Source organism: Streptomyces sp. NPDC059895 (genome assembly GCF_042731035.1).
GTDB lineage: Bacteria > Actinomycetota > Actinomycetes > Streptomycetales > Streptomycetaceae > Streptomyces.
In genome coordinates, this window is the sequence record NZ_JBHWKO010000002.1 from 320,819 (window position 1) to 344,865 (window position 24,047).

Genomic DNA, 24,047 nt, shown 5'->3' on the forward strand with positions numbered 1-24,047 from the left:
GTCCCCGCCCGGCCGACCGCGTGACGACACCGCGGTCGGCGCGCTCCGGCGTGCCCTGTCACCACGCCTGCCCAACTTTCGGAGGTACCCGCATGTCCCGTCGCGATGGTGACACCCTTCCGCTGACCGCGGCCCAGCGCGAGATCTGGCTCGCCGAGCAGAGCGCCCGCACGCCTGTCCCGGGCTACCGCGTCGGCGAGTGCCTGGAGATCCACGGCCCGGTGGACCGGGGGTTGTTCGAGACGGCACTGCGCCGGGTGGTCGACGAGGTCGACGCCCTGCACGTGACCTTCGCCGACGACGGCGACGGCCCGCGCCAGATTCTCCGGGAGAGCTGGGACTGGGCCCCGGCCCACCTCGACCTCAGTGCCGAGCCCGACCCCCGGGCGGCGGCCCTGCGCTGGATGGAGCGGGACCTGCTGCGCCCGCTGGACCTCGCCCGCGACCCGCTGTTCGGCCACGCGCTGATCAAGGCGTCGCCGACGAAGTACCTCTGGTACCTGAACTACCACCACCTGGTACTCGACGCGATCAGCAGCTCCATGCTCCGCCAGCGGGTCGGCGAGGTGTACTCGGCCCTGACCGAAGGCGCCGCCGTGCCCCCCTGCCCGTTCGGCCCGCTGCGGGACCTGGTCGACAGCGACGCCGCCTACCGCGCCTCCACCGACTTCGCCGCCGACCGCGCCTATTGGACTGAGCGGTTCGCCGACCGGCCCGCCCCGACCCGGCTCACCGACGCCTCCACGACCGACCCGCACCGCCCCCTCCGGCTTGCCGAGGAGCGGGAACTGCGCCGCCCGGACGCTTTGCGGGCGGCGGCTGACCGGTCCGGGGTCCGCTGGTCCCGGCTGCTGGTCGCCGCGACCGCCCTCTACGCCCACCGGCTGACCGGCGACCGTGACGTGGTACTGGCCCTGCCCGTCACCGCCCGCCGGGGCGCCGGACGAGACTTGACGGCGGTGCCGGGCACGACCTCCAACGTGGTACCGCTGCGGCTGGCGGTGCGGCCGGACATGCCGTGGCGCGAGCTCGTCGCCCAGGCGGCGCGAGAGGTCGAGACGGCCGTCGCGCACGAGCGTTACCGCAGCGAGGACCTGCTGCGGGACCTCGGCGTCGCTGGCGGCATCGGGACCGCGTTCCCGCTGATCGTCAACATCATGGCCTTCAACTCCCGGCCGAGCTTCGCCGGACACCCGGCCTCCGTGCACCACTTCGTATCCGGGTCGACCACCGACCTCGCCGTCTGGGTCTTCGACTACCGGGACGGCAACCCGCCGCTGCTCCGGCTGCACGGCTCCCCCCAGGCGTACGGCCCCGGCGACCTCGCCGACCACCAGCGGCGGCTGCTCGCGCTCCTGGACACCCTCGCGGACTGGGACGAGGACGAGCCGGTGGGCCGGATGGAACTGCTCACCGCCGAGGAGCAGCGCGAGCCGGCGGCGCTCGGCACCGGCCCGGTCGCCCCGGCCCCCGCCGCGAGCCTGCCGGAGCTGTTCCGGGAGCACGTCCGGGCGACCCCGGGCCTCGTCGCCCTGGTGTGCGGCGACGTCTCCCTGACGTACGCGGAACTGGACGCGCGGGCCAATCGGCTGGCGCACGCCTTGATCGCTCGGGGAGCGGGCCCGGAGCGGCTGGTGGCGGTGGCTCTGCCGCGCTCGGCCGAGCTGGTGATGGCAGTCCTCGCGGTACTGAAGACGGGGGCGGCGTTCGTGCCCGTCGACCCCGAGTACCCCGCCGCCCGGACGGGCCTTCTGCTCGACGACGCCCGGCCGGCCCTGCTCGTCACGGACTCCCGCGGTGCGGAGCGGCTGCCGCAGGCCGGCACCGTCGACCGGCTGGTCCTCGACGACCCGGAGACGGCCGCTTCGGTGGCCGCCTGTCCGGCGGATGACCCGACGGTGGCCATCGCCCCGGACCTCCCCGCGTACGTCATCCACACCTCGGGCTCCACCGGACGTCCCAAGGGCCTGCTGCCCACCCACGGCGGCCTGCTCGACCTGCTCACCGACCTCCGGGAGCAGCACTTCGCGCCGGCGCTGAAGACGCGCCGGCGGCTGCGGGTGGCGCTGACCACCTCGGTCTCCTTCGACGCCTCCTGGAACCAGTTGCTCGCCCTGTTCGGGGGCCACGAGCTGCACGTCCTGGACCACGCGACCTGGTCCGACCCCGATGCCCTCGTCGGTTACGCGGCGCGCCGCGGACTGGACTACCTCGAAGCCACCCCCTCCTACTTGCAGGAGCTGGTCGCCCAGGGGCTGCTGAGCGACCCGCAGTGGCGTCCGGCGCTGGTCGCGGCGGGCGGCGAGGCCGTCCCGCAGGCGCTGTGGGACCGGCTGCGGTCGGCCGAGGGCGTGACCTGCCTGAACCTGTACGGGCCGTCCGAATGCACCGTCAACTCGGTCGTCGCGCCCATGGGGTCGAGCCCGCGCCCGGTGATCGGCAAGCCGGTGACCAACACTCGGCTGTACGTGCTCGACGGCGCCCTGCGGCCGCTGCCGACCGGTGCGCGGGGCGAGCTGTACATCGCGGGCGCGGGGCTGGCGCGCGGCTACCTGAACCGGCCCGGGCTGACCGCCGGGCGGTTCGTCGCGGACCCGTTCGGACCGAGCGGGTCGCGCATGTACCGCACCGGCGACCTGGTGCGCTGGGACGCGGCCGGGAACCTTGAGTTCCTCGGCCGCACCGACGACCAGGTCAAGGTCCGCGGCTTCCGGGTCGAACCGGGCGAGATCGAGGCCGTGCTCGCCGAGCACCCCCAGGTCGCCCGGGCCGCCGTGACGGCGCGCGCCGAACCGGGAGGGGAGGCACGGCTCGTCGCCTACGCGGTGCCCGAGCGCGGCGCCACCGTGACCGGCGCCGCCCTCCGCGACCACCTGCGCGACCGGCTGCCCCGGCCCATGGTGCCGGACGCGTACGTGCTGCTGGACGCGCTGCCCCTGACCCCGAACGGCAAGCTCGACCGGCGGGCCCTCCCCGCGCCCGGGCCGGAAGGGCCCGCCGCACCGGGCCGCGTCCCTCGCACCGCGACCGAACACCTGCTCGTCGGGCTGTTCGCCGAGGTGCTCGCCGTGCCCGATGCCGGACCGGACGACAACTTCTTCGACCTCGGCGGGCACTCCCTGCTCGCCACCCGGCTGGTCGCCCGAATCCGCTCGGTCCTCGGCGTGGAGCTGCGGCTGGGCGACCTGTTCGACGCGCCGACGGCGGCGGAACTGGCGGCGGCCGTGGACCGCGCGGGCCGGGCCCGTCCGGCGCTCGTGCCCCAAGAGCGGCCCGACGTCGTCCCCCTGTCCTTCGCGCAGCGCCGCCTGTGGTTCCTGCACCGCATGGAGGGCCCGAGCGCCACCTACAACATCCCGCTGACCCTGCGGCTGTCCGGGAGCCTGGACGAGCGGGCACTCGAAGCCGCCCTCGCGGACCTGGTCGAACGGCACGAGAGCCTGCGCACCGTCTTCCCCGTGATCGACGGCGTGCCGTGCCAGCGGGTACGGGCCGCGGAGGAGGCCCGCCCCCGGCTGCGGACGACCGAGACCGGCGCGCACGAACTGCCCGAACGGCTCGCCCTGGCCGCCAGGCACGGCTTCGACCTCGCCGAGGAGCCGCCGCTGCGCGCCGAACTCTTCCGGCTGACGGCCGAGGAGCACGTACTGCTGCTGGTCGTGCACCACATCGCCGGCGACGGCTGGTCGACGGGCCCGCTCTCGCGGGACCTCACGGCCGCCTACGCCGCCCGCGCCGAGGGCGCGAAACCCACGTGGTCGCCGCTGCCGGTCCAGTACGCCGACTACGCCCTCTGGCAGCGGGAGCTGCTCGGCGACGGCACGGACCCGGACAGTCTCCTGAACCGTCAGCTCGCCTACTGGCGGCGCCGGTTGGCGGACCTGCCCGATCAGGTGGAGCTGCCGTTCGACCGGCACCGGCCGGCCGCGATGTCCTACCGGGGCGACCGGCTGCCGGTGCGGATCGACGCCGAACTGCACCAGGGCCTGCGGACGCTCGCCCGCAGCGGCGGAGCCAGCCTTTTCATGGTGCTCCAGGCCGGACTGGCCGCCCTGCTGGGCAAGCTGGGCGCGGGCACCGACGTCCCGATCGGCACACCCGTCGCCGGACGCACCGACGAGGCCGCCGACGACCTGGTTGGCTTCTTCGTCAACACCCTGGTCTTGCGCACCGACCTCTCCGGGAACCCGTCGTTCACCGAACTGCTGGGCAGGGTGCGCACCGACGCGCTCGCCGCGTACGCGCACCAGGACGTGCCGTTCGAGCACCTGGTGGAGGCGTTGAACCCGGCCCGGTCGCTGGCGCACCACCCGCTGTTCCAGACCATGCTCGCGTTGCAGAACGCGCCGCTCGGCGCCTTCGCCCTGCCCCGGCTGCGGGTGACGACCGACCTGGCGCCCACCGGGACGGCGAAGTGCGACCTGACCTTCGTCCTCGCCGAACAGCCCGGTGGGGACGGCCTGTCCGGCGTGGTGGAGTACAGCACCGACCTGTTCGACGAGCCCACCGTGACCGGCATCGTCGAGCGGTGGCTGCGGCTGCTCCGCGCCGTCGTAGCCGACCCGGCCCGCAGGCTCGGCCAGGTGGACGTCCTGTCCGAGGAGGAGCTGCGCGCGCTGCTCCCGGCGCCCGCCGGCCGGCGCGAGGAGCCGCCGGCGGACAGCCTGACCGCCCTGTTCGAGCGGCGGGTACGGCAGAAGCCGGCCGCCGTCGCCGTCACCGACGGCGACGGCTCCCTGACCTATGCCGAGCTGAACGCCCGCGCGAACCGGCTCGCGCACGCCCTGATCGCCCGGGGAGTGGGCCCGGAGCGGCGGGTGGCACTGGCGCTGCCGCGCTCGGCGGAGCAGGTCGTGGCGGTGCTCGCCGTGCTCAAGGCGGGCGGCGCCTACCTCCCGGTGGACCCGGCGTACCCCGCCGCGCGGATCAGCCACCTCCTCCGGGACGCCGGGCCCGCGCTCCTGGTGACCACCAGCCGGACCGGCGACCTGCCCGGCGCGGGCCAAGTGGACCGGCTGCTGCTGGACGCCACGGACCTCGACGGCCTGCCGGACACGGACCCGGCGGTCCCCCTCGACCCGCGGCACGCGGCCTACGTCATCTACACCTCCGGCTCCACCGGCGCCCCCAAGGGCGTGGTGGTCCCGCACCGGAACGTGGTGCGGCTGTTCGACGCGACCAGGGAACTGTTCGGCTTCCGCGCCCAGGACGTCTGGACGCTCTTCCACTCCTACGCCTTCGACTTCTCGGTGTGGGAGCTGTGGGGCCCGCTGCTGCACGGCGGCCGTCTGGTGGTCGTCGACCACGAAACCAGCCGCTCGCCCGACCGCTTCCTGGCCCTCCTCGCCCGCGAGCGGGTGACCGTGCTCAACCAGACGCCGTCCGCGTTCTACCAGCTCATGCAGGCCGACGCGGAGGCCCCGGAGACCGGCCGCCGCCTCGCGCTGCGCACGGTCGTGTTCGGCGGCGAGGCACTGGAGCACGCCCGGCTGGCGAGCTGGTACGACCGGCACCCGGACGACGCGCCGCGGCTGGTCAACATGTACGGCATCACCGAGACCACGGTGCACGTCACCCACGCGGCGCTCGACCGGACCGGCGCCGCCACCGGCCACATCGGCACGGCCCTCGCGGACCTGCGGACGTACGTGCTGGACGCCCACCTTCGCCCGGTCGCCCCCGGCGTACCCGGCGAGCTGTACGTCGCGGGCGCCGGCCTGGCGCGCGGCTACCTCGACCGGCCCGGCCTGACCGCCGGGCGGTTCGTGGCCGACCCGTTCGGCACGCCCGGGTCGCGGATGTACCGCAGCGGCGACGTCGTGCGCCGCGCGGCCGACGGCGGCCTGCGCTACGTCGGCCGCGCCGACCAGCAGGTGAAGGTGCGCGGCTTCCGGATCGAGCCGGGCGAGATCGAGGCGGTGCTGGCCGCGCACCCCGGCGTCGCCCGAGTCGCCGTCCTCGCCCGGCAGGACCGGGCCGACGACACCCGGCTGGTCGCCTACGTGGCGCCCGCCGCCGGGGCCGGGCCCCGGCCGGACGAGCTGCGCGCGCACTTGGCGGAACGCCTCCCGCAGTACATGGTGCCGTCGGCGTTCGTCGTGCTGGACGCGCTGCCGCTGACGGCCAACGGCAAGCTGGACCACCGGGCCCTGCCCGCCCCCGACCTCGCCCCGGCGGCCCCCGCCCGCGCGCCGCGCACCGCGCAGGAGCGGATCCTGTGCGAGCTGTTCGCCGAGGTCCTGGGCGTCGCGTCGGCCGGCGTCGACGACGGCTTCTTCGACCTGGGCGGGCACTCGCTGCTGGCCACCCGCCTCGCCGCCCGGATCCGCGCGACGCTCGGCGCGGAGATGCCGCTGCGCACCCTCTTCGAGGCGCCGACCCCGGCCGGCCTGGCCGCCGCCCTGGTGGCGGCCGGACCGGCGCAGCCCGCCCTGACCCGGCGCGAACGCCCCGAGGCGATCCCGCTCTCCTTCGCCCAGCGACGCCTGTGGTTCCTGCACCAACTGGAGGACGCCGGCGCCAGCTACCACATCTCCCTGGCCTGGCGCCTGTCCGGGGAGCTGGACCGGCGGGCCCTGGAAGCCGCCGTGGCGGACGTGGTGGCCCGGCACGAGAGCCTGCTCACCGTCTTCCCGGCGGTCGACGGCGTCCCCCGCCAGCGGGTGCTGGACGTCGAGGCGGCCCGCCCGCGGCTGCTCGTGAGCCGGACGACCGAGGCGGAGCTGGCGGACGCCATGGCGCGGGCGCAGGCCCGGCCGTTCGACCTGGCCGTCGACGCACCGCTGCGCGCCGAGCTGTTCGAGCTGGCGGCGGACGAGCACGTCTTCCAGGTGGTGCTCCACCACATCGCGGGCGACGGCTGGTCGCTGGGCCCGCTCGCACACGGACTGACCACCGCCTACGCGGCGCGCCGCCGCGGCGAGGCGCCGCAGTGGGCCGAGCTGCCGGTCCAGTACGTCGACCACACGCTGTGGCAGCACGAACTGCTCGGCGACGCCGCCGACGAGGACAGCCCGCTCGCCCGCCAGACGGCCTACTGGACGAGGCAGTTGGCGGACCTGCCCGAACAACTTCCGCTGCCCGGCGACCGGCCCCGCCCGGCCCTCGCCTCGCACCGGGGCGGGTCCGTCCGGGCCGAGCTGGACGCCGACCTGCACCACGGGCTGCGCGAACTCGCCCGCGCCCACGGCACCAGTCTGTTCATGGTGCTCCAGGCCGGGCTGGCGGTCCTGCTGAGCAAGCTCGGCGCGGGCGACGACATCCCGGTCGGCAGCCCCGTCGCCGGCCGGACCGACCAGGCCCAGGACGAACTGGTCGGCTACTTCGTCAACACCCTGGTCTTCCGCACCGACACCTCGGGCGATCCGACGTTCGCCGAACTGCTGGGCCGGGTCCGGGAGACCGCACTGGCCGGGTACGCCCACCAGGACCTGCCCTTCGAGTACCTGGTCGAGGCCCTCAACCCGGCCCGGTCGCTGGCGCACCACCCGCTGTTCCAGGTCATGCTGGTGCTGCAGAACGCCCCCCGCGCCGACTTCGCGCCGCCCGGCCTGCGCGTCGCCGACATGCCGCCCGCCTCGACCACCGCCAAGCTCGACCTGCTCTTCACCCTGGCCGAGCGGCACGCCGAGGACGGCTCCCCGGCGGGGATCGACGCTTCCGTCGAGTACGCCTGCGACCTGTACGATCCGGCCACCGTCCGGACGATGTGCGAGCGGTGGGTCCGGCTGCTGCGCGCCGTGGTCGCCGACCCGCGGTCCCGGCTCAGCCGGTTCGGCCTGCTCGGCGCCGAGGAGCGCGCCCGACTGACGGCGCTGGGCGCCGGCCCGGCGGCCCGGCCGTTCACCGACAGCCTGCCCGAACTGTTCCGGGCACAGGTGCGCGCGACTCCGGGCGCCCTCGCGGTGGTGGGACCGGACACCTCGCTGACGTACGCGGAGCTGGACGCGCGGGCGAACCGGCTGGCGCACGCGCTCCTCGCGCGCGGCGCGGGCCCGGAGCGGCTGGTGGCGGTGGCCCTGCCCCGGTCGGCCGAGCTGGTGGTGGCCGTCCTCGCGGTGCAGAAGACCGGCGCCGCGTACCTCCCGGTCGACCCGGGGTACCCGGCCGCGCGGATCACGTACATGCTCGACGACGCCCGGCCGGTCCTGGGGGTGACCGACGCCCGCACCCGCGGCCGGCTGCCGCAGGCCGGTCCCGCCGAGTGGCTGGTGACCGACGACCCGGGAGCGGCCGCGACGGTGGCCGCATGCCCGTCGACCGATCCGGGCGTCACCGTCCATCCTGACCACCCGGTCTACGTCGTCTACACCTCCGGTTCCACCGGACGGCCCAAGGGCGTGGTGGCGACGCACGGCGGCCTGGCCAACCTGTTCCACGCTCAGCACCCGCTGGTCTTCCGGACGGGGGAGCGGATGCGGATCGGGCTGACCACGTCCGTGTCGTTCGACGCCTCCTGCGACCAGCTGTTCGCCCTCTACGCCGGCCACGAGCTGCACGTGCTGGACGAAGCGACCTGGACCGATCCGGATGCCTACCTCCAGTACGCCTCGCGGGTCGGGCTGCACACCGTCGGCGGTACCCCGTCCTACCTGCAAGTCCTCGTCGACCACGGCCTGCTGGACCACCCGCGGTGGCGGCCCTCGTTCGTCGGCCTGGGCGGGGAAGCCGTACCGGAGCGGCTCTGGGAGCGGTTGCGGGCGGCCGAGGGGGTGTCCTCCCTCAACTATTACGGGCCGGCCGAGTGCACGGTGGACTCGGTGTGCGCGCCGCTTGGGCCGCACTCGCGCCCGGTGATCGGCCGGCCGCTCGACGGCGTACGGCTGCACCTGCTCGACGCCGCCATGCAGCCGGTGCCCGCCGGGGTGCCCGGTGAGCTGTACCTCGCCGGTGCGGGCCTGGCGCGCGGCTACCTCGACCGGCCAGGGCCGACCGCGGCGCGGTTCGTGGCGGACCCGTCCGGCCCGGCCGGCACGAGGATGTACCGCACCGGCGACCTGGCGCGCTGGGGCACGGACGGCAACCTGGAGTTCCTCGGCCGCAGCGACGACCAGGTCAAGGTCCGGGGCTTCCGGATCGAGCTGGGCGAGATCGAGGCGGCCCTGGCGGCGCACCCGCAGGTCGCGCGGGCCGCCGTGATCGTCCGGCAGGACCGGGCGGAGGACCCCCGGCTGGTCGCCTACCCGGTACCCGCCGCCGGGGCCGCACTCCGGCCCGAGGAGCTGCGGGCGCACCTGCGCGAGCGGCTGCCCGACTACATGGTGCCCGCCGTCTTCGTCCCCCTCGACGCCCTGCCGGTGAACGCCAGCGGCAAGCTGGACCGGAGCGCGCTCCCCGAGCCGGACACCGACGCGACCCGGTCCGGCCGGGCCCCGCGCACGCCCCAGGAACAGGTGCTGGCGGGGCTGTTCGCCGAGGTGCTGGGCGTGTCCGAGGTCGGCGTCGACGACGACTTCTTCGACCTGGGCGGGCACTCCCTGCTGGCCACGCGGCTGGCGGCCCGGGTCCGTGCGGCCCTCGGCGTGGAACTCGCCCTGCGCACCCTGTTCCAGAGCCCGACGGTGGCCGGACTGGCCGCCGCGCTGGACGACGCGGACCGGGCCCGGCTCGCCCTGCGGCGGGTCGAGCGGCCCGCGCTGGTGCCGCTGTCGTCCGCGCAGCGAAGGCTCTGGTTCCTGCGTCAGATGGAAGGCGCGGACTCCGTCTACAACATGCCGCTGGCCTGGCGGCTCACGGGGCCGCTGGACGCGCCCGCCCTGGAGACGGCGCTGGGTGACGTCGTCGACCGGCACGAAACCCTGCGCACGCTCTTCCCCGCCGTGGACGGCGTGCCCCGCCAGCGGGTACTGCCCCCCGCGGAGGCGCGCCCGGCGCTGTCGGTCGTCCCGGCCGGCGAGACGGACCTGCCGGACCTGCTGGCGCGGGCCGCGACCCGGGGATTCGACCTCGCGGCCGAACCGCCGCTCCGAGCCGAGGTGTTCCGGGTCGCGGCGGACGACCATGTGCTGCTCCTGGTGATCCACCACATCGCCGGCGACGGCTGGTCGCTGGGCCCGCTCGCCGCCGACCTGGCCACCGCGTACGCGGCACGCCGCGAGGGCGAGGAGCCGCGGTGGGCACCGCTGCCCGTGCAGTACGCCGACTACACCCTGTGGCAGGGCGAGCTGCTCGGCGACCCGGCCGACCCGGACAGCCTGTTCGCCCGCCAGCGGACCTACTGGACGGAGCGGCTGGCGGACCTGCCGGAGCAGATCCGGCTCCCCGCCGACCGCCCCCGCCCCGCGACCCCCTCCTGGTCCGGGGGCCGGCTTCCGATCAGCTTGGACGCCGACCTGCACGCCGGCCTGGTCCGTCTGGGCCGGGAGCACGGCGCCAGCGTGTACATGGTGCTCCAGGCCACGCTGGCGGCCCTGCTGGACAAACTCGGCGCCGGGCAGGACATCCCGATCGGCGGCCTGATCGCCGGGCGGACCGACCAGGCCCTGGACGACCTCGTCGGCTTCTTCGTCAACACCCAGGTCCTGCGCACCGACACCAGCGGCGACCCGACCTTCGCCGAGCTGCTCGGCCGGGTCCGGGAGGGCGCGCTGGGCGCCTACGCGCACCAGGACCTGCCCTTCGAACACGTCGTCGAGGCGTGCAATCCGTCCCGGTCCCTCGCCCGCCAGCCGCTGTTCCAGGTGCTGCTCGCGCTGCAGAACGTGCCCGGTACCGAGTTCGCCCTGAGCGGCCTGGCCGTCGAGATCGTCCCGGTGCGGACGCCGACGGCCATGTTCGACCTCGGCTTCCACCTGCTGGAGCGCGGCGGCACCGGCGGACCGGCCGACGGCATCGTCGGGCGGGTCGAGTACAGCACCGACCTCTTCGACGCCGCCACGGTCGAGGCACTGCTCACGCGGTGGCTGCGTCTGCTGGCGTCGGTGACCGCCGACCCGGGCCGGCCGCTGAGCCGGATCGACGTCCTCACCGCCGAGGAACGGCACGACCTGCTGGTCGCGCGCAACGACACCGCGCGCCCGGTGCCCGCCGCCACCCTGCCCGCCCTGTTCGAGGCGCAGGTCCGGGCGGTTCCCGAGGCGCCGGCGCTGGTGTTCGAGGACACCGTGCTGACCTACCGGGAGCTGAACCGCAGGGCCAACCGCCTGGCGCACGCACTGATCGCGCGCGGGGCCGGGCCGGAGCAGGTCGTGGCCCTGCGACTGCCGCGCTCCGCCGAGTTGGTCGTCGCCGTCCTCGCCGTACTCAAGACGGGCGCGGCGTACCTGCCGGTCGACCCGGACTACCCGGCCACCCGGATCGCCTACATGCTGCGGGACGCACGCCCGGCCGTGGTGCTCGACGACCTCGGGGCCGTCGTACCGGACGAGTCCTGGCCGGAGCACGATCCGGCCGTCGCCGCGGACCCGCGCCACCCCGCGTACGTCATCTACACCTCGGGCTCCACCGGCAGGCCCAAGGCCGTCGTGATGCCCGCCGCCGGCCTGCTGAACCTGCTGGCCTGGCACCACGGGTCCGTCGGCGGCGCACCCGGCACGCGCACCGCGCAGTTCACCGCCCTCAGCTTCGACGTCTCGGTGCAGGAGACGCTCTCCGCGCTGCTATACGGCAAGACCCTGGTGGTGCCGACCGAGGAGCAGCGCCGCAGCGCCCAGCTCTTCGCCCGCTGGCTGGACCGCCACGAGGTCGAGGAGCTGTTCGCGCCCAACCTGGTGATCGAGGCGCTGGCCGAGGCCGCCGAGGAGGCTGGTCTCGCGCTGCCGAGGCTGCGGCTGATCGCGCAGGCCGGCGAGGCGATGCGGCTCGGTGGTGGCGTACGCCGCTTCGCGGCCCGGAGGCCGGGCCGGGCACTGCACAACCACTACGGCCCCGCCGAGACCCATGTGATCACCGCCTACCCGCTCCCGGCCGACCCCGCCGACTGCCCGCTGCCGGTACCGATCGGCCGCCCGATCGCCAACTGCCGGGCGTACGTGCTGGACGCGGCGCTGCGGCCGGTCGCCCCCGGCGTGCTGGGTGAGCTGTACCTCGCCGGGGCGGGTCTCGCCCGCGGCTATCTCAACCGGCCCGGGCTCACCGCCACGCGGTTCGTCGCCGACCCCTACGGTCCGGGCGGCGCCCTGATGTACCGCACCGGCGACCTGGTCCGCTGGCGGGCCGACGGCGAGCTGGAGTTCGCCGGCCGGGCGGACCACCAGGTGAAGATCCGCGGGTTCCGGGTCGAGCCCGGCGAGATCGAGGCCGAGCTGGCCGCACACCCGTCGGTCGCCCAGGTCGCGGTGCTGGCCCGGGAGGACCGGCTCGTCGCCTACGTCGTCCCGCCGGCCGCGACCGTGGCGAGCGCCGCGGAGCTGGCGGCGCACCTGCGCGAGCGGGTCCCGGACCACCTGGTGCCGTCCGCGTTCGTGCTGCTGGACGCGCTGCCGCTGACGCCGAACGGGAAGCTGGACCGGGCGGCGCTGCCCGCGCCCGTGCCCGCGGCGGACACGGCCGCCGGCGGCCGGGCGCCGCGCACACCGCAGGAGCAGATCCTGTGCGAGCTGTTCGCCGAGGTGCTGGGCGTGCCGCGGGTCGGTGTCGACGACGGCTTCTTCGACCTCGGCGGGCACTCCCTGCTCGCCACCCGGCTGGTCTCGCGGGTCCGCGCGACGCTCGGCGTCGAACTGGAGCTGCGCTCCCTGTTCCGGCACCCGACCCCCGCCGGACTGGCCGCTGGGCTGCACGACACAGGCGCCGCACGCAAGGCCCTGGTGCCCCGGCCACGTCCCGAGGCCATGCCGCTGTCCTTCGCCCAGCGCCGCCTGTGGTTCCTCCAGCAGTTCGGGGCCCCGAGCGCCACATACCACATGCCCCTCGCCCTGCGGCTCTCCGGCGACCTCGACCGGGCCGCGCTGAGCGCCGCGCTGGCCGACGTGGTGGCCCGGCACGAGACCCTGCGCACGGTCTTCCCGCACACCGCCGGGATCCCGCGCCAGCGGGTCGTGGACACCGCCGAGGTCCCCGTCCCGCTGACCGTGCGCGCGGCCGGCGAGGCGGAGATGCCCGCCCTGCTGCGCGCCGCTGCGGTGCGGGCGTTCGACCTGACCCGGGAAGTGCCGCTGCGCGCCGAGCTGTTCGCCCTCGCCCCCGACGAGCACGTGCTGCTGCTGGTCATGCACCACATCGTCGGCGACGGCTGGTCCATGGGCCCGCTCGCCCGCGACCTGGCCACCGCCTACACCAGCCGGCGCGGCGGCGGGGCGCCCGCCTGGCCGCCGCTGCCGGTGACGTACGGCGACTACACCCTGTGGCAGCACGAGGTCCTCGGTGACGAGCACGACGAAGACAGCCTCTTCGCCCGCCAGGTCGCCTACTGGAAGGAGGCGCTGGCCGGGCTGCCCGAGCAGGTGCCGCTACCCACTGACCGGCCGCGCCCGGCCACCATGTCGTACGGCGGCGACCTGCTGGAACTGCGGATCGACGCCGCACTGCACGCGTCCCTGCTGGAGGTGGCGCGCCGCTCGGGCGCGACCCTGTTCATGGTGCTGCAGGCCGCGCTCGCCGCGCTGTACACGCGCCTGGGCGCCGGCACGGACATCGCCATCGGCAGCCCGGTCGCCGGGCGGACCGACGAGGCGCTGGACGACCTGGTCGGGTTCTTCATCAACACGCTGGTGCTGCGCACCGACACGAGTGGCGATCCGAGCTTCACCGAACTGCTGGGCCGGGTGCGGGAGACGGCGCTGTCGGCGTACGCGCACCAGGACGTGCCGTTCGAGCACCTGGTGGAGGTGCTGAACCCGTCCCGGTCCCTCTCCCACCACCCGCTGTTCCAGACCGGCCTGGTCGTGCAGAACGCACCGGGTGGCGACTTCGACCTGCCGGGTCTCAGGGTCACCGGCATCCCCGTGCTCACCGGGACCGCACGGCTCGACCTGACCTTCGGGTTCGCGGAGGAGCACGGGCCGGACGGCGCGCCGGCCGGGCTCAGCGGCGCGGTCGAGTACAGCACCGACCTGTTCGACCGCGCGACGGTCGAGGCACTGGCCGCCCGCTGGACCAGGCTGCTGACCGCCGTCGTCGCCGCGCCGGACCGGCCGATCGGCGGGATCGACCTGCTGTCCGCCGAGGAGCGCCGCGAGCTGCTGCCCGCCGCCGGGGACGCGGCCGCAGGGCTGAGCCTGCCGGCGCTGTTCGCGGCCCGGGCGGCACAGACGCCGGACGCGGTCGCGCTGGTGTGCGGGGACGCCGAGCTGACGTACCGGCAGCTCGACGCCCGGGCGAACCGGTTCGCGCACGCGCTCAGGGCGCGGGGCGTGGGCCCGGAACACGTCGTGGCGGTGGCGCTGCCGCGGTCGGTGGAGTCGGTGGTCGCGGTCCTGGGCGCGCTGAAGGCCGGGGCCGCGTACCTGCCGGTGGACCCGGCGTACCCGGCGGCACGGATCGCGTTCATGCTGGACGACGCGCGGCCGACGGTGGTCGTCGACGACCCGGCCCTGGTGGCCGGCGCCGCCGGCCTGCCGGAGACCGATCCGGGTGTCGCGGTGGACGCCCGGCACCCGGCCTACGTGATCTACACCTCGGGTTCGACGGGCCGCCCCAAGGGCGTGGTGGTGAGCCACGCCGGCGTGTCCGGCCTGGTGGCGACGCAGGCCGACCGGCTCGGCGTGGCGCCGGGCAGCCGGGTGCTCCAGTTCGCCTCGCCCAGCTTCGACGCGTCCTTCTGGGACCTGTGCGGCGCCGTCCTCACCGGAGCCGCGCTCGTCCTGGCCCCGTTCGACAGCCCGCTGGAGGCCCTGACGGACCGCCGGCTCGGCGTCACCCACGTGACCCTTCCGCCGTCGGCCCTGGCCGCGGTGGACGGCGCCGACCTCACGGCCACCACCCTGGTCGTCGCGGGTGAGGCGTGCGCGCCAGAGCTGGTCGCCCGCTGGGCGCCGGGCAGGCGCATGATCAACGCCTACGGTCCGACCGAGACCACCGTGTGCGCGACCATGAGCGACCCGCTGTCCCCGGGCTCCGGCGCGCCGCCGATCGGCCGGCCGGTCGCGGGCTTCCGGGTGTACGTCCTGGACGAGCGGCTGCGTGTCGTGCCGCCCGGTGTCGCGGGGGAGTTGTACGTCGCCGGGTCCGGTCTGGCGCGCGGGTACCTGAACCGGCCGGGCCTGACGGCCGGGCGGTTCGTCGCCTGCCCGTTCGGCCCTGCGGGTGTGCGGATGTACCGCACCGGGGACGTGGTGCGCCGCCGCACCGACGGCGAGCTGGAGTACGTCGGCCGTGCCGACGACCAGGTGAAGGTGCGCGGCTTCCGAATCGAGCTCGCAGAGGTCGAGGCGGCGCTGGCCGAGCACCCGGACGTCGCCCAGGCCGCCGTGCTCGCCCGGGACGACCGGCTCGTCGGCTACGCCGCGGCCCGTCCCGGCGTCGCCGTCCGCCCCGCGGAGCTGGCGGCGCACCTGCGCGACCGGCTCCCCGACTACCTGGTGCCGTCCGTGTTCGTGCTGCTGGACGCGCTGCCGCTGACGCCGAACGGGAAGCTGGACCGGGCGGCGCTGCCCGCGCCCGCGGCGGACACGGCCGCCGGCGGCCGGGCGCCGCGCACACCGCGCGAGCAGATCCTGTGCGAGCTGTTCGCCGAGGTGCTGGGCGTGCCTCGGGTCGGTGTCGACGAGGACTTCTTCGAGCTGGGCGGGCACTCCCTGCTCGCCACCAGGCTGGCCGCACGGGTGCGTTCGGTGCTCGGCGTGGAGATGGGACTGCGCGCCCTCTTCCAGGCGCCCACCGTGGCCGGCCTGGCCGAGACGCTGACCGAGGCCGGCCGCACCCGCCCGGCACTGACCCGGCGCGAGCGGCCGGAGGCGGTGCCGCTGTCCTTCGCCCAGCGCCGCCTGTGGTTCCTGCACCGCATGGACGGCGCCGCCGCGACCTACCACATCCCGCTCGCGCTCCGGCTGACGGGGACGCTCGACCGGGCCGCGCTGGACGCGGCGCTGGCCGACGTGGTGGCCCGGCACGAGAGCCTGCGGACGGTCTTCCCGGAGGTCGACGGCGTACCCCGCCAGCTCGTCCTCGACCCGGCCGTGGCCCGGCCCCGGACGCGGCTGATCCAGATCTCGGAGGCGGACCTCCCCGAGCGAATGACCGAGTTCGCCCGGCTGCCGTTCGACCTGGAGGACCAGACGCCCCTGCGGGCGGAGCTGTTCGCCCTTGCGCCGGACAGGCACGTCCTGCTGCTGGTGATGCACCACATCGCCGGTGACGGCTGGTCGACCGGCCCGTTGGCCCGCGACCTGGCCGAGGCGTACACCGCCCGGTGCGAGGGCCGCACGCCGCACTGGCGCGCCCTGCCGGTGCAGTACGCGGACTACACGCTGTGGCAACGGGACCTGCTCGGCGACGCAGCCGACCGCCGCAGCCGGTTCGCCGAGCAGCTCGACCACTGGAAGCACCAGCTCGCCGACCTGCCGGAGCTGCTCCGGCTGCCCACCGACCGGCCCCGGCCGGCCGTGGCCGGGTGGCACGGGGACCATGTCGCTCTGGAGCTGAGCCCCGAACTGCACGCGTCCCTGTTGGAGGTGGCGCGCCGCTCGGGCGCCAGCCTGTTCATGGTGCTCCAGGCGGCGCTGGCAGCGCTGTACACGCGGCTGGGGGCCGGCACGGACATCCCGATCGGCAGCCCCATCGCGGGACGGACCGACGAGGCGCTGGACGACCTGGTCGGGTTCTTCGTCAACACGCTGGTGCTGCGCACCGACACGAGCGGGGACCCGAGCTTCACCGAGCTGCTGGCCCGGGTGCGGGAGACGGCGCTGTCGGCGTACGCGCACCAGGACGTGCCGTTCGAGCACCTCGTGGAGGTCCTGAACCCGTCCCGGTCCCTCTCCCACCACCCGCTGTTCCAGACCATCCTGGCCGTGCAGAACGCTCCCATGGGCCGCTTCTCCCTGCCGGGCCTGGACGTCACCACCTACGCGGTGGACACCAGGACCGCCAAGTTCGACATCGGCGTGAGCCTCGTCGAGAGGTCCGGCCCGGACGGCGGCCCGGCGGGGATCGTCGGCGCGGTGGAGTACGCCACCGACCTGTTCGACCGCTCCACGGTCACGGCCCTCGCCGCGCGCTGGACGCGCCTCCTGGAAGCCGTCACCGCCGACCCGGACCGGCCGATCGGCGCGATCGAACTGCTCGGCGCCGACGAGCGGCACCGCCTGCTGGAGTGGGTCAACGACACCGAGCGGGAGGTGGCGGCCGTCCCGGTGCCGCAGGCGTTCGCGGCGCAAGTGGCCGCGACACCCGACGCGGTGGCGCTGGCGTGCGGCGACACCGAGGTGACGTACCGGCAGCTCAACGCCCGCGCCAACCGGTTCGCGCACGCGCTGATCGACCGGGGCGTCGGGCCGGAGCAGATCGTGGCCGTGGCCCTGCCGCGCTCGGTGGAGTCCGTGGTGGCCGTCCTGGGCGTGCTGAAGGCCGGGGCCGCGTACCTGCCGGTGGACCCGGCGTACCCGGCGGCGCGGATCGCGTACATGCTGGACGACGCCCGGCCGGCCCTGGTGGTCGACGACCCGGCGCTGGTGACCGAGGTGTCCGCGTGGCCCGGGACCGACCCCGCGGTCGCGCTCGACGTCCGGCACCCGGCCTACGTGATCTACACCTCGGGGTCGACCGGCCGCCCCAAGGGCGTCGTCGTCGGCCACGGCGGCATCGCGAGCCTGGTCGCGACGCAGATCGAGCGCTTCGCGATCGAACCCGGCAGCCGCGTGCTGCAGTTCGCCTCGCCCAGCTTCGACGCCTCGGTGTCGGAGATCTGCACCGCGCTGCTGCGCGGCGCCGCCCTGGTGCTGCCGCCGACGGCGGACCCGGTCGCCGCGCTGGCCGACCGGAACCTGGCGCTCACCCACGCGACCGTGCCCCCGTCCGTCCTCGCCGCCGTGCCGGAGGACTCGGTGCGGCTGTCGACACTGGTGGTGGCCGGCGAGGCGTGTCCGCCGGAGCTGGTGGACCGCTGGGCGTCCGGGTGCCGCATGGTCAACGCCTACGGACCGACCGAGACCACGGTGTGCGCGACCATGAGCGACCCGCTGGCACCCGGCACGGGCGTGCCGCCGATCGGCCGTCCGATCGCCAACGCCCGGGTGTACGTGCTGGACGAGCGGCTGCGACCGGTGCCGCCGGGCGTGGCGGGGGAGCTGTACGTCGCGGGCGCGGGCCTGGCGCGCGGGTACCTGAACCGGCCGGGCCTGACGGCCGGGCGGTTCGTCGCCTGCCCGTTCGGCGCGGGGGAGCGCATGTACCGCACCGGAGACCTGGTGCGCTGGCGTGCCGGCGGCGAGCTGGAGTACGTCGGCCGTGCGGACGACCAGGTGAAGGTGCGCGGCTTCCGGATCGAGCCCGGCGAGATCGAGGCGGTGCTGGCCGAACACCCCGCCGTCGCCCGGGCCGCCGTCCTCGCCCAGGAAAACCGGCTCGTAGGCTACGTCGTCCCGCACCAGGAAGAGGGCCGAGACAGCGGCCTGGAGACGGACCACGTGAGCGAGTGGCGGGACATCTACGACGCCCTGCCCATCACGCCGGAGGAAGCAGGCTTCGGCCAGAACTTCGTCGGCTGGAACAGCAGCTATGACACGAGCCCGATCCCGGTCGAGCAGATGCGGGAATGGCGGGACGCCACCGTGACCCGCATCCTGGCCCTGCGCCCCCGTCGGGTCCTGGAGATCGGCGTCGGCACCGGACTGCTGCTCTCGGGGATCGCCCCGCACTGCGAGACCTACTGGGCGACGGACTTCTCCGCCACGGCGATCGACGCGCTGACCGCCCAGGTCGCCCGCCGGGACGATCTGGCCGGGCGGACCGTGCTCCAGGTCCGCCCGGCGCACGACACCGACGGCCTGCCGGCCGGGCACTTCGACACCATCGTGATCAACTCGGTGGTGCAGTACTTCCCGTCCGCCGACTACCTCGCGGACGTGATCGGGAAGCTGATGGAGCTGCTCGCGCCCGGCGGCACGCTCTTCGTCGGCGACGTGCGCAACCTGCGGCTGCTGCGCCCGCTGGCCACCGCGGTCCAACTGCACCGGACCGGCGCCGACGGTGACCTCTCGGCGGTGCGCCGGGCGGTGGAGCAGGCCGTCAGGGTCGAGAAGGAACTCCTGGTCGACCCGGACTTCTTCACCGTCCTGCGCGAGCGCGGCACGGACATCGGCGCGGTGAGCGTCGAGGTCAAGCGGGGCCGCCATCACAACGAGCTGACCCGTTACCGGTACGACGTGACGCTGCACAAGCCGCCGGTCGCCCCGGCCGCCCCCCGCCGGACGGCCGAGCTGGAGTGGGGGCGGCAGGTCACCGGGACGGACGAGCTGCGCGAGCTGCTCGCCCGGCCGCACGCGGACCTGCTGCGGATCACCGGGGTGCCGAACCGCCGCGTGGCGCGCGAGGCCGCGCTGGCCCGGGCCGTACAGGACGGCGACGACTCGCTCGCCGGGCTGCTGGAACGGCTGCACGGCCCGGAGGACAGCGCACTGCCCGACCCGGAAGACTTCGCGGCCCTCGGGCAGGAGTTCGGCCTCTGGGTGGGCGTCACCTGGTCGGCCGCGCAGGACGACGCCGTGGACATCGTCCTCGCCGACCCGCGGGCGGGTCACGGCGCCCCCGTCGAGCCCTACCGGCCGGCCGTCACCGCCTCCCGGCCCCTGTCGTCGCTGACCAACCGCCCGACCGGCAGCCGGGGCACCGGCGCCCTCATCGGCGAACTCCGGGAATGGCTGCGCGGGCGACTGCCCCACTACCTGGTCCCGTCGGCCTTCGTGGCGCTCCGGGCACTGCCGCTGACGGGCAGCGGCAAGCTCGACCGCCGCGCGCTGCCCGCGCCCGACCTCGGGACGGCCGGGACCGCACGGGCGCCGCGCACCCCGCAGGAACAGCTCCTCGCCGAGCTGTTCGCCGAGCTGCTGGGCCTGGCCCAGGTCGGCGTCGAGGACAGCTTCTTCGACCTCGGCGGACACTCGCTGCTGGCCACCCGCCTGGCCGCCCGCGTCCGCGCGACCCTCGGCGCCGAACTGGACGTCCGTACGCTGTTCGAGACGCCGACCGTGGCCGGCCTGGCGGCCCGCCTCGACGGCTCCGGCGCGGCGCGGCCCGCGGTGACCGCCCGGCCGCGCCCCGACCGCGTGGAGCTGTCCTTCGCCCAGCGCCGCCTGTGGTTCCTGCACCGGATGGACGGGGCGAGCGCCACCTACAACATGCCGCTCGCGCTGAGCCTGACCGGCGCGCTCGACCGCCCGGCCCTGCACGCCGCGCTCGTGGACGTGATCGCCCGGCACGAGAGCCTGCGGACGGTCTTCCGCGAAACGGACGGCGTGCCGTACCAGGTCGTACTGAGCACCGAGCAGGCGTACCCGGAGCTGCCGGTGATCGCGCTCGCCGAGGACCGGCTGGCCGAGCGGCTGGCCGCGACGGCACGGCGGGGCTTCGACCTGGCGGCCGAGCCGCCGCTCCGGGCCGAGCTGTACGCGCTCGCGCCCGACCGGCACGTCCTGCTGGTCGTGGTGCACCACATCGCCGCCGACGGCTGGTCGATGGGACCGCTCTCCGCCGACCTCGCGGCCGCCTACACGGCGCGCTGCCGGGGTGAGGAGCCGCACTGGTCCCCGCTGCCGGTGCAGTACGCCGACTACACCTGCTGGCAACGCGACCTGCTCGGCGACACCGCCGACCCGGACAGCCTCTTCGCCCGGCAACTGGCCTACTGGAAGGACGAGCTGGCGGGCATCCCGCAGCAGGTGCTGCTGCCCGCCGACCGGCCCCGTCCCCCGGTCGCCACCCAGCGGGGCGACCGCGTGGCGGTCGCGCTCGACCCGGACCTGCACCAGGCACTGCGCGACCTGGCCGCCGCGCGCGGCGCCAGCATGTTCATGGTGCTCCAGGCCGGTCTCGCCGCGCTGCTCACCCGCCTCGGCGCCGGCAGCGACATCCCGATCGGCAGCCCCATCGCCGGCCGCACCGACGAGGCGCTGGACGACCTGGTCGGCTTCTTCGTCAACACGCTGGTGCTGCGCACCGACACGAGCGGCGACCCCGGCTTCGCCGAACTGCTCGACCGGGTGCGGCACAAGGCGCTCGCCGCCTACGACCACCAGGACGTGCCCTTCGAATACCTGGTCGAGGTGGTCAACCCGGCCCGGTCGCTCTCCCACCACCCGCTGTTCCAGGTCATGCTGGCCCTGCAGAACGCGCCGGTGGGCGAATTCGCACTGCCGGGGCTGTCGACCGGCCACCTGGAGGCGTCGACCGGGACCTCGCGGGTCGACCTGACGTTCAGCCTCGCCGAGTGGTTCCGTGCGGACGGCGGACCCGACGGCCTGGTCGGCGCGGTGGAGTTCGCCACCGACCTGTTCGAACCGGCCACCGTGGAGCTGCTGTTCGCCCGCTGGGCACGGCTGCTGCGCGCGGCGGTCGACGACCCCGCCCGGCCGATCAGCCGGATCGACATCCTGTCGGACGAGGAACGCGCCCGGCTGCTGTCCGCGTCCACCGGCGTCCCGGCCGAGCTGCCCGGGGCCGCGCTGCCGGAGCTGTTCGCCCGCCAGGTGCGCGCCACCCCGGACGCGGTGGCCGTCGTGGCGGGCGCCACCGAGTTGACGTACCGGGAACTCGACCAGCGGTCCAACCGTCTCGCGCGGGCACTGATCCGCCAGGGCGTACGACCGGAGACACCGGTCGCGGTGCTGCTGGACCGCTCGGCGGACCTGGTCGTGGCGCTCCTGGCGATCACCAAGGCGGGCGGCGCCTATGTGCCCCTCGACTCGCGCTTCCCACAGACCCGGACCGAGCTGATCCTCAAGGAGAGCGGGGCCGCGCTGGTGCTCACCGAGGACGCGCTGACCACATTGATCGACGGTGAGTACGACTCGTCCGACGTCGAAGTGCACTGCGATCAGCAGCAGTTGGCGTACGTGATGTACACCTCCGGCTCGACCGGCCGGCCGAAGGGCGTGGCCGTCACCCACCGGGACGTCGTGGGCCTCGCGCTCTCGCCCGAGTGGCGGGACGGTGGACACGAGCGGGTGCTCATGCACTCCCCGACCGCCTTCGACCTCTCGACCTACGAGCTGTGGGTGCCGCTGCTGAGCGGCGGCACGGTCGTGGTCGCACCGCCCGAGCGGCTCGATCTCGACCTGCTGCAGCACACGATCAGCAGGCACCGGGTAACCGGACTGTGGCTGACGGCGGGCCTGTTCCGTCTGGTCGCCGAGGAGCGGCCGGGCCTGCTCGCGGGGGTGCGGGAGGTGTGGACCGGCGGTGACGTGGTCTCCCCTGCAGCCGTCGCCCGGGTGCTCCGGGCCTGCCCCGGCATCGAGGTGATCGACGGCTACGGGCCCACCGAGGCGACCACCCTGGCCACCTGCCACCCGGTGCGCGACCTCCCCGAGCACGCCGCGACCGTGCCGATCGGCCGTCCCATGGCGAACATGCGCGCCTACGTACTCGACGCGCGTCTGCGCCCGGCGCCCGCGGGCCTGGTCGGCGAGCTGTACCTCGCGGGCACCGGTGTGGCCCGCGGCTACCTCGGCCGGCCCGGCCTGACGGCGGAGCGCTTCACCGCCGACCCGTTCGGGCCGCCCGGCAGCCGGATCTACCGCACCGGCGACCTGGCACGGTGGACGTCCGAGGGCATCCTTGAGTTCGCCGGACGCACCGACCACCAGGTCAAGCTCCGGGGACTGCGCATCGAGCCCGGCGAGATCGAGGCGATCCTCGCGAGCTGCCCCGGCGTCGCCCAGGCGGCCGTCGTCGCCCGCGAGGACCGGCCCGGCGACAAGCGGCTCGTCGCGTACCTGGTGCCCGCGCCCGAGGGCGCGCCCGAGACGGCCGAGCTCGCCGGGCGCCTGCGCCGCGACCTGCCCGACTACATGGTGCCGGCGGCGTTCGTCACCCTGGACACGCTGCCGCTGACCGCCAACGGCAAGCTCGACCGGGCCGCCCTGCCCGCCCCCGAGTACGGGGCGACCGGCGCCGGACGCGGCCCGAGGACGCCGCGGGAGCAGCTCCTGTGCGACCTCTTCGCCGAGGTCCTCGGCCGGGAACAGGTGCGCATCGACGACAACTTCTTCGATCTGGGCGGACACTCGCTGCTCGCCGCCCGCCTGGCCTCCCGCGTCCGCGAGACCCTCGGCCTGGAACTGGGCCTGCGCATGCTGTTCGAGGCGCCGACCGTGGCCGGTCTCAGCGAGCGCCTGGTCATGGACGACCCCGAGGACGCGCTGGACGTCGTCCTGCCGCTGCGGTCGAGCGGGACCGGCACGCCGCTGTTCTGCATCCACCCCGGCGGCGGCATCAGCTGGTCGTACAGCGGGCTGCTCAACCACATCGGTCCCCAGCACCCGGTCTACGCGATCCAGGCGCGCGGCCTCGGCCGCCCCGAACCCCTGCCCACCTCCATCGAGGAGATGGCGGCCGACTACGCCGACCAGATCCGCAAGATCCAGCCCCAGGGCCCGTACCTGCTCCTCGGCTGGTCCGCCGGCGGGCTGATCGCCCATGCCCTCGCCTGCGAGTTGCAGGCGCGCGGCGAGCGGACCGCGCTGCTGGCCGTCCTCGACGCCTACCCGGTGAAGGACGTGCAGTTCGAGGAGACGCCCGTGCCCACCGAGCGGGACGTGCTCGTCGGCGTGCTCGACGTCGACCCCGACGAGCTGGGCGACCGGGAACTGACCTACGCCGAAGTCGCCGAGGTCCTGAACCGACGGGGCAGCGCTCTGCAGGGCCTGACGGAACGGCAGATCGAAGTCATCGTCCACATCATGATCAACAACGCGAAGCTGGCGGTCGACTTCGTCCCCTCCGTGTTCGACGGCGACCTGCTGCTGTTCAACTCGACCATCGATCGCGACGGGAACGACGCCGGGCCCGCGACCTGGCGCCCGTACCTCACGGGCCGGATCACGTCCCACGACATCACCACCCGGCACAACAAGATGACCGAAGCCGGCTCGCTGGCCCAGATCGGACCGATCCTGGCCGCCCGCCTGGCCGAGGCCACCGGTGACACCACCCCCGACCAGAAGGACTGACCC

At 74.9% G+C, this 24,047-nt stretch carries 1 protein-coding gene; it reads left to right on the plus strand.

Annotated features, from left to right (window positions below; all coding sequences use genetic code 11):
- Positions 1-92: 92 nt before the first annotated feature.
- Positions 93-24,044, plus strand: a complete 23,952-nt coding sequence (locus ACFV9M_RS03475) for a non-ribosomal peptide synthase/polyketide synthase (RefSeq protein ID WP_385063750.1) — start codon at positions 93-95, stop codon at positions 24,042-24,044.
- Positions 24,045-24,047: the final 3 nt, after the last annotated feature.

What these genes read in the sequence shown, in the direction of transcription:
- ACFV9M_RS03475 (WP_385063750.1), top strand. Translation starts at nt 93, where the DNA reads ATGTCCCGTCGCGATGGTGACACCCTTCCGCTGACCGCGGCCCAGCGC.